Genomic DNA, 13,451 nt, shown 5'->3' with positions numbered 1-13,451 from the left:
AGTTACCTATACCCATTATTTGTTGGGTCAAATTCTAATAAATTTGGGTTTAATTCTAACTCTTGTAATGGAATTGGTAATTTAACATGGTAAGGTTTAATGTTTTCATTTGGTTTCCAAAAACGGTATTCAAGATTCTGAACAACATCTAACAAAATTCCCCATCTAATTAAATCATATCTTCTATTTGCTTCTCCGGCTAATTCCCATTTACGTTCATCATAAATTGCTTCTCTAAACGATTGCTGAGAAAGCCCTTTAAGTTCAGATTCTGCTTTTGTAGCAAATGCGCGTTCTCTAATTTTATTAATATATTGATACGCATTACCTGGTCCATTTAACTCATTTTCAGACTCTGCAGCCATTAAATAAACATCTGCCAATCTAAACACCATTCTATTATCAGAATGATTAAAACGCGGAGATGAATCTATTTTTAAGTTCATCCATTTTGCCATGTACGGAAAATTTAAATCGAACCCTAAATAATTATCCATTATATTTAATGGTCTTCTTAAATCATTTAAAGGAAATTTTTCTGCAAAATCTTTAGATGCTACTTGTAAACCTGTACCATTAAAGGCTTCTCCTCTTGCTTTTAATGCATCACTTAATGCTGTTCTTTCAGAAGTATTGGCTGGCTCATCTCTTAAACGAGGATTAAATATACTTGGTCTCCAGTTTCCATTACCAAAAGCACTCGCTAGCGTACCATCTGCTTTTACTGTACCTTCTTCAAATTGACCTCTAATATCTTTTGCAAAATCTAAAGACCAAATAATTTCTGCATTATATTCATTAGAAGGATCAAAAACTGCCGCATAAGATGGTAAAATTTCATGCCCAGATTTATTAATAATTTCTAAGCACATATTTAATGCTAAATCCCACTCTTTTTGTTGCATATAAATTTTAGCCATTACCATTGCTGCAACCCATTTTGATGCACGCCCACTTTCTTCTCCGTTATAAGAACTTTTCAAATTATCCATCGCAAATTTTAAGTCAACTAAAATTCCGCTTAATATTGTAGCTTCATCCGTTCTACCTAATATTTTAATTTCATCTAATTTAAGTTCTTCTGTATAATATGGTGCTGCTCCCCAAAGGTTTGTTATATGCCAATAGCATAAAGATCTAATTAGTTTTGCATCTGCAATAATATCTGTTTGAGCTGCTTTAGATATTGCTTTATTATCAGTAACACGATTAATAATAATATTGGCATTAAAAATTACTCTATACAAATCTTTCCATGTGTCTGATACACTCATTTTCTGAACAGATACATCTGCCAAAGCTTCATTCATTGAATAATTACCTATTGGTTCTACAAAATTTGCAGAACGATTAGGTTCTATAATATCTGCTCCGTTATCATAAAAATGATCTAATCCTACTTGACCGTAAATAGAATTATTTTTTAAAATAGCATACATACCATTAACAGCTTGTCTTGCATCATTTTCTGAAGCAAAAAACGTTTCTGGAGCAATAAGAGCTCTTGGATCTTCTTCTAAGAAATTCTCACAACTAAAAAAAGAGAATATCGCGAATACGAATAAAATTATATTTTTTGTTTTCATATTTCTTTTATTAAAAATTTACGTTTATACCAAATGTTAGTACTCTTGGGTTAGGATACTCTCCATTAGCATAACCTTGCGCTATATTGCCTAAACCATTTTTACCAAAACTACTTGTTTCTGGGTCTATCAACCTAAAATTAGAAAAAAGCAACAAGTTAGTTCCAGAAAAATAGATAGTTGCATTTTTTACACCTCCAAGACCAAATTTATCTACAGGTAAATTATAAGCTAATCTTGCTGTTTTAAGACGAACGTGAGATCCATCTTCTACGTATTCTGAATTACTTGGTGTATTGGTTACAGAATCTGCACCTGCTCTAGGAATGTTTGATGTTGGGTTTTCTGGTGTCCAACGATTTGCTAACTCTGCAAATTTAGTAGTCTCTCCACGATTAAAATAATGATTACGGGTTCTTAAATTAAACACATCATTACCTACAGTTCCTTGAAAATAGAATGATAAATCCCAATTTTTATATGTAAATGAGTTTTCAAAACCAAAAATTAAATCTGGTGTAGGGTCTCCTAAAACAACATTATCTTCTGTAGAAATAATTCCGTCTCCGTTTAAATCTTCAAATTTTGGACCTCCAACAACTTGTGGGTCTGTATACCCAGAGGCATCTATTTCTTCTTGACTTTTCCAGGTTCCTAAGTAATTAACTCCGGTAAAAACAGGTACAGATTCTCCTACAATTAATCTAGTATTTCCAGATCCTAAAATAGCATCTACAGTAACATCAATAAAATCTACACCACCTAAATCTAAAATTTTATTTTTATTTGCTGATAATGATAAGGTAGAATTCCAACTAAAATTATCTGTTCTAATGTTTTTAGAATTTATTAAAAACTCCCATCCTTTATTTTCTAATGATCCTACATTTTGTAATTGACTCGTAAAACCTGTTTGTCTAGGGATACTTACATCTAACAATAAATCATTTGTTTTTTTATAGTAGTAATTTAATTCTGTAAAAATTCTACCATTAAATATGGATGCTTCTAATGCTAAATCAAAAGAATTAGTAGTTTCCCATTGTAAATTTGGATTAGAAGGTCTACCTAATGTTAACCCCGTAACTTCTTTTCCGTCTAGTGTAGTATTTGCTTCTGTTAGTAACGCAAGGGTTCTGTAAGGCCCAATTGCTTGGTTACCTGATTTACCATAACTTGCTCTTAATTTAAGATCTTTAAATACATCTTGATCTTTCATAAATGCTTCTTCAGAAATTTTCCAAGCTCCTGCTATAGATGGATAAAACTCGTACTTGTTTCCTGCTGCAAAAACAGAACTACCATCTGTTCTACCAACCAAAGTTAATAGATACTTATCTTTGTAGCTATAATTTAATCGCCCAAAAAAGGATGCTATTTGAAAACTAGTATAATCACTACTTACTACAGCTCTCTTTGGATCTGAGTTTGCTAAATTATTAAAACCTGTAGCATCACTTGTTATACCAAATGCTTCTGCTTGTGTAATTTCTGTAGATACTTTTTGAAAAGAAGCTCCTGCTAATGCTGTTACACTATGGTTTTCTCCAAAATCAGATTGATATTGTACCGTGTTTTCGTTATTCCAACCTTGGCTAGCAACTGTTCTTACACTTGCTCTACCTAAATCTTCTACAACAAGCAAATCTGGACTCTGACTAGAGGTAAATCTATTTTGTTTTGTATTATTAAGTTCTGGACTAAATGTAGAACGAATAACCCAATTTGATGCAGGACTATATTCTAAATAAGCTGTTGCTAATAAATTATTAGAAAATGTTTCGTTGGTATTTAACGCTACATTTGCTACTGGGTTAGAAAACGGAGCGCCAATAACATCATCAAATCCATTATACGTGCCATCTTCATTATAAATAGGCTGTGTAGGTAAAGTTACAAAAGCATTACTAAAAGCGGTTAAACCGTTTTCTTGATTAATTCTTGAATAATTTACTCTAAAACCTGTTTTTAAGTTATCTGTTAATTTAATATCTAAATTAGATCTAAAAATAAATTTTTCGATACCAGAACTAATAACTAACCCTTTTTGATTAAAGTAATTTAAAGAATTGTAGTAATTTACATTTCCGTTTTCTGATGAACCTGCAATAGAAACATCTGCATTATGTATTGGTGCCTCATTTAAAATGATATCATACCAGTCATTATTTGCATAGGTAGACGGATCATTAGGAAAAGGTTCTGCTGCAGATCTAAAGGTTGCACTTTCATTTGTAAACGCTATTTGCTCTGCTTGAGAAAGCATTTTTGGTAATTCTGGTACAAGTTGCATACTTGTATATAAGTTTACACTTACCTGTGGTTTACCAGAACCTGCATTTGTACCACTTTTTGTAGACACTAAAACAACTCCATTGGCTCCTCTAGAACCATAAATTGCAATAGATGATGCGTCTTTTAAAATTTCAATAGATTTAATATCATTACTGTTAATATTATTTAGGTTAAAGTTTGTACCCACTACAATACCATCAATAACCCAAAGAGGTTCATTACTACCAGTTATAGAGTTACCTCCTCTTACCCTAATTACTGTTCCTGCTCCTGGCGCACCATTTGTTTGTGTTACCTGAACACCTGCGGCTCTACCTTGTAACGCTTGGTCTACTCTAGATACAGGTACTTCTGCAATATCTTTTGCACTTACACTAGAAACAGAACCTGTTAAGTCTGATTTTTTTTGTGTACCATACCCAATAACAACAATTTCATCAAGTTGGTTGTCTTGTTCTAAGATTATATTAATTTGGGTTTGCTTACCTACAACAACTTCTTTAGATGCGTACCCTAAATAAGAAAATATTAAGGTTGTTCCAGAGTTAAGATTAACAGAATAATTACCATCAAAATCTGTAACTGTTCCATTAGATGTTCCTTTTACCAAAACAGAAGCTCCTGGTAATGGTTCTCCATCGGCAGATACCGTACCTTTAACTGTTTGGGCACTCGATATCCCTATACAACATAAAGCTAACATAAAGAATAGCCACCTTTTTTTAAATCTCAGGCATTTGCTTGAAAAAATTTTTAAATTCATAAAATATTGGTTTAATTGTTAATAATATCTAAATATATTGTGATAATTTTTACGAACTATCCTGCACTAGTCTTTGGTATCCTGTACATACCTGCAAGCAATTATTGTTTGTTTTTTTATATCAGTTCTAATTTCTAATACAATAATGGAGTTCTTTTTTAAAAACTAGTAAACTCATTTTTAACAAATAACAATCACAGTCATAAAAAAATCCTGTAAGACTAATATTGTCTTACAGGATTAAAATTTTGTGCTTTTTATTTAGAGTATCTAATGTAAAAAAAGTCTAATTATTCATAAAATTTATAATTTAAATAAAAACTTCTCAAATCTAAAAAACTATATTTTGATTATTTTTTTTACAAAATTATTTTTATTATCATTATTTGAAATAAAATAAACGCCCGGTTCTAAATCACTTATATCAATTGTATTCTTAATATCTTTTGTAATTATTGTACGAATAATTGCCCCATAAATATTATAAATTACCAAACTAGAATTTAATGGTAAATTTTTAATATCTACTTTACCCTTTGTTGGATTTGGGTATATTTTTATTTGATTATTTTTTTTTTGATCTTCTGTTGATAAGGAAGCGTCATAACAAGAAGATTCGCTGTTAGATAAATTAAACGCTGCACTATCTGAAATATCATTTCTTCTTAAAACCATTTTATCAATAAACAAATAAGAAGATCTAGCATCTACAGTAATCGTATACACTTTGGCTTCGTTAAAAGTTACAAAAACTCTATGTGCAACGTGGTCATTTGTATTGGTTACAAAACCGTAATCTAATCTATTACCAAATGCTTTAATATAATTATTAACAGAAGTACCAGCTGCACAAGTTAAATCTGTACTAGAATTACAGTAAGGTTTTGGATACACTTTAGCTCCATTTTTAATTCCGTAAAAATCTTCTGCATCTATTTTTAACCAAGCATCATTGTGTTCACCTTTACTAGTTCCTTTTCCTACTCTCATTCTCCAAGCAAATCTGTAAGTTCCAGGTGTATTTATTTTAATCTTATACTCTATGGGTGCACCTGAAAGTGCATTAAAAGATTCTGCTCCTGTCCAATGTAAATATTTTATTTCTTCATTATTAATAGTTTCTGTTCCTATTTTCCATCGGTTATCTTTTATAATACCAGATTCCATTTCTATGGTTAAAAGTCCATCTTTCTCTTCAAAAGGTAAAGTACCATTACATGTTGTTGTTTGAGAGAATAGTTGCGAAGAAACTATTGTTAGTAATAAAAGAGAAATTATTAATGCATTTTTTTTCATCATCTAGAAATGTTGTTGTTTAATTACAATGATAAAAAATAAGCCTCTTTATAGTATCCTGCTCTATAAGGGGTGTTTCATTTACATGAATACAATTTTTTTACTTTTTATTATTAACTAACATTATCCAAAATTAAATTCAGATAGTTTATAGTATTTCTTTTTTAAATCAGTGTAATTTATTAGTTGATTTTAAACTTAAAAAAACTGCAAATAAAATAATCAATACTAACATAAAATTAAAAACTCAGAATTTAATAAATTCTGAGTTTTTAAAACTTACACACTTTGTATGAGGTTTAGTCTTTATCTTTTGAATATTCAATTTTATAGTTTCCTGAGCCTAACATTACTGATTTTTCTTGTATTTCAATACCATTGTCTTTCTTATAGTCTTTAACAGAGATGCCATTAATTTTAACAGACTTTAATTCATTATCGGTTAAAACAACTTTTGCTTTGGTGTTAAATGGCACTTTAAGATCCATAGATAAAACATTTTCTTTTAAAGACCAGTCATTTTTAATATCTCCATAAGGTGTTGGTACGGTAACTGAAGTTGATGTAACTTTCTTTGGAAATTCTGGGTTTACTGTAAATACTTTATAACCTACATTATCTTTTGATGATTTAATTCCTCCTAAAGATTCATAAAAATAAGCAGCAAAACCACTATGCATAGGATGGTTTAAAGAATTAGATGGTCCTTCCATAGTTTCCCATTCAAACTGGCGCTCTGGCCAAGTGGTAAAACCATTATTCATTACATACGTTTGACTAGGAAAATCTGGTGTTGTTAAAATTTGATACGCCAAATCTGCTTTTCCATATTTAGTTAAAACAGTGTAAATATATCTATTACCATGAATACCTGTAGAATGATGCCCTCCTTTTACTTCTGTAATATCATACACCAAACCATTTACTACTTGCTCTATTTCTAATTCTGGAACCATACCAAACTGTAATGCTTGTACAGTTGCTGTTTGACTACCATACCATTTTAAGTTTGTTTTTGGTATAGCAACTAAAAAGGTTTTATTAAAAGCGGCTTTTAATTGCTCTTTTTCCTTTTTCATTTCAGCTTCAAAAGCAGCGTCCTTATTTATTTTTGCAAAACCTTCCATAACACCTAAAATATCATAGAAATAAGCATTGGCAGAAATAATTGGGTCGCACTCCATAGCACCTGGGTTCTTTCTTCTATCCCACCTTGGTGGACACCAATCTCCCATTCCGTCTTGAATAATTCCATTTTCATCTTTAAATGAAAGATAAAAATTTGTAAGACCTTTCATTTCTTTATAGTAGTCTTTTACAATAGCATCATCTCCATAATACAAATAATTATACCAAGGTAAATACATTGTTGCCACACCCCAATCTAGTTTTGCATAAGAAGATGTTCTTTTACCTGGCGCAATCATGGTTGGTACTTGAAATTTAATTTCAGGATTATTATGTCCTTTAGTTGGTCTCATTTGAGTACGAATATCTTCCATGTATTTTTTATAGAAATCATACATGTCATAATTATATAATGCATATTCACAAAACGCGTGTGCATCTCCTAACCAACCACATTTTTCGCGATGCGGACAATCTTCTGGAATACCATGTACATTATCAACAATAGTCCATTTACTAATGCTATGCATTTTATTAAATAAAGGTTCTGATGAACTAAAACTTCCTTTTTCTTGAATGTCTGTAGCCACTAAAACAGCTTTAATCATGTTACTGTCTGGTTTTGTAGACACACCTTTTATTTTAGCATAACGAAATCCGTGATAACTAAACTTTGGTTCCCAAGATTCTAAGTTGTTTCCTTTACAGATATATTTATAAATTTGAGCCATACCATTTGCTCCACCACCTGTAGAACCTTGAAAAACATCTTTACCATTTCTTAACAAAGATTCTGTAGTTGTAATTTCTATAAGTTGGCCTTCTTTTTCTTTTACATTTATCTTTACCCAACCAGCAATATTTTGACCGAAATCTACAATCCAATCTCCATTTGGAGCTTTAAATACATTTTGAGGCACAAATTCTTTTAATTTTTTAATTGCAGGAATTTGTTGTGAACTAATCTTCTTTAATTTTGGCGAAACAACTTTTGCATTCCCCCATTTTTCATCATTATAATTTAAAGTATTCCAACCATTAATTTCATAACGAGCATCATAAGTATCACCTCCATAAATATTATTAAATACTATTGGCCCCGTAGATTCTTTCCAATTTTCATCTGTATAAAAATCTTTTTTGCTACCATCTTTATAGGTTACTTTAATTAAAAAACGAACCGTTGGTGGGCCGTAAGACATATCTTTATCTGATTCTGGGTCTCTTTTCCAAGAAATATCTTGCCCATAGAAACCATTCCCTAAAATGATTCCAAAAGCATTTTTACCTAATTTTAGTTGTTCTGAAATATCATAATTTACATAATAGGCTTGTTTATCGTAATTAGAAGGAGCAGGATCTAAAACATGATCGCCTACTTTAGCACCATTTAAATAAAGTTCATAATACCCCAATCCACAAATATAAGCTTGTGCATTTTCTATTTCTTTTTCTGTATTAATAACATTTCTAAAATAAGATGCTGCTTGCCCATTAACCATAATAGGTGCTTTCATTGGCCCTGTTTTGTATTCACGAAAACTATGTTCTGATGTTCTTGTATCTTTATTTAGGCTTATCCATTTTGAGTCTCCCCAATTTGCTTCATCTATCAACCCCATTTGAAAACTTTGAGTTTCAGACCAATCTGATTCTTGTTTTTTCTCGTCCCAAATTTTTACTTTCCAGTAATACGCAGTTACTGCATTAAGTTTTGTTCCTTTATATTTTACGTAAGTTGATTTAGCTTCTTCCGTTTTACCAGAATTCCATAAATCTCCCTGATTGTTATTTAATTTTTCTAAACTTGATGCTACTAATATTTGATAAGCAGATTGCGATTTATTGTTACCTTCTACAGCTACAATCCATGAAAAAATTGGTTGTTTACTTTCAATAGCTGTTGGGTTTATTTTGGTATTACAAGTTAACGACTGAAACGTTACTGATGCTAATTTATCTACCTTTTCTTGGTTGCAAGATGTGTTTAAAAAAGGAATTAACAAGAGTGCTAATAAAAATTTAATTTTATGCATTTTTAATATTTTAATTTTATAAAAATTGAAATTAATCTTATAATTTTATACCATCGTCCTGTACTGTACTGAGATTTTTTTTATCCGATTAATCTTAACATTTTATTTTGTTTTTACTTTTAAAACAAGATCGATCTTATTGTCTTTTTCTATAACTACTTACATAAAATTTCAGCTTTAAAAAAACAACAATTTGTTAAATATATTCAATTTAAGGAATAATATATCTTGTAAATAGGCTTAAAAAACATTTATTCTTATTTAATTTCTAATTTTTGTGTAGCATTTTCTTAAATCAACAAAAAAACAAACACAAAAGCTTTTTATTGTTTCAATTATTCTAAAGTAACCTACACAACCAAATACAATTAGGTACAGACAGTACAGGATATTCTTAAAAAAATAGTACTGTAATTTAGATCTGTTAAGATTTATAACTAAATTAAACTTAAAATGATAAACAAATTTCAATTATTAACAGTAACAAAACTCAGTAAAGTCTTGTTACTCTTTACGTCCATTTCTCTTAAAAATTATTTAGAAAAGGCAACACATAAACAAAGATCTAAACAGTATATTGCTACTGCAGATTCAAAATTCAGTTACTCTAACCTAACCAAAAATTTAAAATATTTTGACAGAAAGCCACAATTTTATTCGTATTCTTATTAAAGCTAGAAAATATTAAATTTTATAGGATGGTGTTAATCAAATAAACATCCCTATACAATAATTTTCTATATTATCTATTTAACAAGTTTTAATCAGACTTACTTATTGGTATAGAGCACCCCTCAACTGCACTATATCAAAATTATTATATAACAACTAACCCTATAAATCTTAACACTTTTAAAAGAAAAATTATTTTAAACTAGTATTTTTCTTTCTGATTAAACTTCAGAATCTTTAGTTACTAATTAAAAAAGTACTACAAGGTTTACAACAAATAGTTAATACCATAAATAAATTTTATTAATTAACTTAAACTAAATGAAATGAAAAAATTAGTAAACAGTATTATTCTTGCAGTTCTTTTGTTTTTTGCAGGAAATAATATTTTAATTGCCCAAGTATCTGCTGTATACGGCGGAGGCGCTATTTATAATAGCAACACTTCTATTAATGAATTACGAAGCTCTGGCTTTAACACAGTTATTGTTTGGACTTTACATATTGAATCTACTGGTAAAATTAATTTTAATTATGATTTTGACCTTATTGATAATGGTCAATATATTGGAGGTAATGATCCAGAAAGTGGCAATTTTGTAAACAACCTTGCACGCTTAAAACAAGCACCAACAAGTGTAAATCGTATAGAATTTGGTATTGGTGCGGCAGGAGCTCAAACATTTAACGTACTTAAAAGCTTTTATGAATCGGAAGGGTTTGGCCCTGGAACAACCATTTATAAAAATTTTAAAAAGTTAAGAGAAACTTTTCCTATGGTAGATGCCATTAATAATGATGATGAAGTTACTTACGACTTAGCGTCTACCGTTGCTTTTACCAAAATGTTGGCTAGTTTAGGATTTAAAAATGCTATTGTACCATACAATAGAGATAGTTTTTGGAGAAGCTTAGTACAGCAAGTTAATGCCGCATACCCAGGTAATGTAGATAGAAATTACATTCAGTGTTATGCAGGTGGTGCTGGTAATAACCCTTGCCAAACTAAATGGGATTTTGGTATTACTAATATTGGTGGTAGATGGGGAGCTTCTAACAGAGAAAGCCCTTCTCAAATTCAAAATGTAATGCAAAACTGGAAAAACTCATGTAGCTCTAAAGCTGGTGGTGGTTTTATTTGGATATATGATGAGTTTGATAATACACCACAAACCGCTCAATATGCTAATGCTATTAATACAGCATTTCAAAACACACCTCCACCTCCACCAACAAATACTAGTGGAAATTTAGCGCGTAGTGCTCAAGTTTCTGTATCCTCTCAATATTCTGCAAACTATTCTGGTTCTAAAGCAATAGATGGAATAAAACAACAGCACAATAATGGAGAATGGGCTAGTAATGGTGAAAAGTTACCTAAAATTAGACTTACTTGGAATCAACCTGTTTCTGTAAACAAGATTATTCTTTATGACAGACCAAATGCTACTGATGGTGTTGGTGGTGGTATTCTATATTTTAGCGATGGAAGTCAAGTTCCTGTAGATTTTTTATTTAATAATGGTCAAGGAAAAGAATTTACTTTTAATTCTAAAACGATTACTTGGGTACAACTAGATGTAACCGATGGTATAAATAGTTTAAACAATGGGTTGTCTGAATTTGAAGTGTATGGCTCTTCTGGAGGCTCTAGTAGTAGCAGCAACGTTGCTCTTAACAACAGCAGTATTACTGCATCTTCACAGTATCCTAATAATGCTTTTTCTAAAGAAAAAGTAGCAGACGGTATTGTTGGCAAACATGGAAATGGTGAATGGGCTAGTAACGGAGAATCAAACCCTTACGTTCAAATAAATTGGAATTCTGCTTATACTATTAACAAAGTTGTTTTGTTTGATAGACCAAATGCTACCGATAAAATTAACGGCGGTACACTTACATTTAGTGATGGTTCTAGAATAAATGTAGCTGCTTTACCAAACAACGGAGCTGCAAAAGAAATTACATTTGCTAATAAAACCGTAACGGCTGTTCGTTTTACAGTTACAAATGGATCTGGTTATAATGTTGGCTTATCTGAGTTTCAAGTTTTTGGTACAAACGCACTTCGTAAATCTCAACAACCAAAACAAGAAACTATTACAGAAAACACAAACCAAACTAATAGTAAAGTTTCAACATTTCCAAATCCTTTTAAGAACCTTGTTAATGTAATGCTACCTGTTAATAAAAAATATACCTCAGCTGAAGTATATAACCTAACAGGACAATTAATCTTAAAGCAAACAATTTCTGAGGGGCAAAATGCACTTGAATTTAATTTTAAAAACGTAGCAAGATCTAGTATCTATTTATTACGTTTAACAAATGATAAAGAATCAACAATGCATAAATTGATTAGAAAATAAGATAAACAAATTATTAAATAAAAATAAACTCACCTTTTCTAATATTATAAAATTAGAATTGGTGAGTTTTTATATTTATGTATAATTCTCGGTAAAATTTCTATCTACTTTTATTTTTTTAAAATAAAAATCTAAGTTTGGTATTCTGTATTTTCAAAAAAAAATAAAACATTAAGAATTTAATATTACCAATAACAATTATCATAAATACCCATTTTAAATTTTAAATAGAATTCCCTATTCCTACTAAAACTACAGATAAAAGAATCACTAAAATTCCGGCTGTAATGGTATATTTTGTTTTCTTAGCAACACCAGCCCATTCCTTTCTATAAACACCCCAAAGGTTTGCAGTTAAAATAATGGTAGACATATGTAAAATCCAAGAACTAGCACCATTACCCAATTTACTTTCTCCCATTCCATAGAAAAAGAATTGTAAAAACCAGATGGTTCCTGCCAATGCAGAAAACATAATATTTTTTGATATTGGTGTGCTTTTATTTGTAAAATCTTTATATGATTTATTTTTGATACTCAATATTGTAGTCCATACTAAATTAGAAACCAACCCTCCCCAAAGAATAACAACAAATGTAACATTGTTAGAATATAAATGATCGAAGCCTGCAGCTACAGCAGCATCTGCTAAAGGTTTTCCTGCTTCTATACCAAAGCTAAAAAAAGAACTTAAAATACCCGAAAGCACAGCTACTATTAGCCCTTTTACCAAATTAAATTCTGATACACTTTTCTTTTTTTCTTCATCGGATAGTTCCTTTTCTTTTAGAACTCCTGCTTTTCCACAAATTGCAATTCCTAACACACACACTAAAACACCAAGTAATACAACTTGTCCGCCAGAATCGGCCAACATATCTGTAAAAGATGTTTTTCCTGCTTCAGGATTAATATTGTAATAAATAGAAGGTACTATAGCTCCAAAAGCAGCACAAAAACCAAGTACTACAGAATTCCCCAAGGACATCCCTAAGTAACGTACACCAAGCCCGTAAGACAAACCTCCAACACCCCAAAGTAATCCCATTACAAATGTAATTAACAAGATTGTATTTGAACTTGCAGCTATTATTTCTGCAAAACCTGGTACGGTTAACCAAGCTGCTATAGGTGGCACTATAAGCCAAGACATAACGCCACCAACCATCCAATAGGTTTCCCAAGACCAACCTTTTACTTTATTATAAGGCATGTAAAAACTACCTGCGGCCACACCGCCTAACGAATGAAATAAAACTCCTAATATTGCTTGCATTTTTTATGTTTTAAATTTTTAATTAATTCT

The 13,451-nt window shown here is 30.6% G+C and carries 6 protein-coding genes; 1 reads left to right on the top strand and 5 read right to left on the bottom strand.

Going from position 1 to position 13,451, the window contains the following annotated elements:
* Window positions 1–2 precede the first annotated feature (2 nt).
* From WG951_RS00880 to WG951_RS00865, 4 genes are all read right to left on the bottom strand, one after another.
* The gene (locus WG951_RS00880) at window positions 3–1,586 is read right to left on the bottom strand and encodes a RagB/SusD family nutrient uptake outer membrane protein (RefSeq protein ID WP_105048334.1); all 1,584 of its coding nucleotides are present in this window, start codon (window positions 1,584–1,586) and stop codon (window positions 3–5) included.
* A 10-nt stretch (window positions 1,587–1,596) separates the two neighbouring features.
* The gene (locus WG951_RS00875) at window positions 1,597–4,584 is read right to left on the bottom strand and encodes a SusC/RagA family TonB-linked outer membrane protein (RefSeq protein WP_105048333.1); all 2,988 of its coding nucleotides are present in this window, start codon (window positions 4,582–4,584) and stop codon (window positions 1,597–1,599) included.
* A 399-nt stretch (window positions 4,585–4,983) separates the two neighbouring features.
* Window positions 4,984–5,943, bottom strand: coding sequence for a T9SS type A sorting domain-containing protein (locus tag WG951_RS00870; protein ID WP_105048332.1), 960 nt, complete (start codon window positions 5,941–5,943; stop codon window positions 4,984–4,986).
* 296 nt (window positions 5,944–6,239) lie between these two features.
* Entirely contained in the window at window positions 6,240–9,104 is a 2,865-nt protein-coding gene (locus WG951_RS00865; RefSeq protein WP_105048331.1) for an alpha-L-rhamnosidase, read from the bottom strand.
* A 998-nt stretch (window positions 9,105–10,102) separates the two neighbouring features.
* Between WG951_RS00865 and WG951_RS00860 the strand changes: the two genes are divergently transcribed.
* Window positions 10,103–12,145 (top strand): DUF7402 domain-containing protein, encoded by a 2,043-nt coding sequence (locus WG951_RS00860; RefSeq protein WP_105048330.1) that lies wholly within the window; start codon window positions 10,103–10,105, stop codon window positions 12,143–12,145.
* A gap of 223 nt (window positions 12,146–12,368) precedes the next feature.
* Here WG951_RS00860 and rhaT read toward each other — a convergent pair whose 3' ends face one another.
* The gene (rhaT, locus tag WG951_RS00855; RefSeq protein WP_105048329.1) at window positions 12,369–13,421 is read right to left on the bottom strand and encodes an L-rhamnose/proton symporter RhaT; all 1,053 of its coding nucleotides are present in this window, start codon (window positions 13,419–13,421) and stop codon (window positions 12,369–12,371) included.
* Window positions 13,422–13,451 lie beyond the last annotated feature (30 nt).

The sequence above is a fragment of the Polaribacter butkevichii genome (assembly GCF_038024105.1).
Classification (GTDB): domain Bacteria; phylum Bacteroidota; class Bacteroidia; order Flavobacteriales; family Flavobacteriaceae; genus Polaribacter; species Polaribacter butkevichii.
This window is presented reverse-complemented; position numbering and strand designations above follow the sequence as displayed.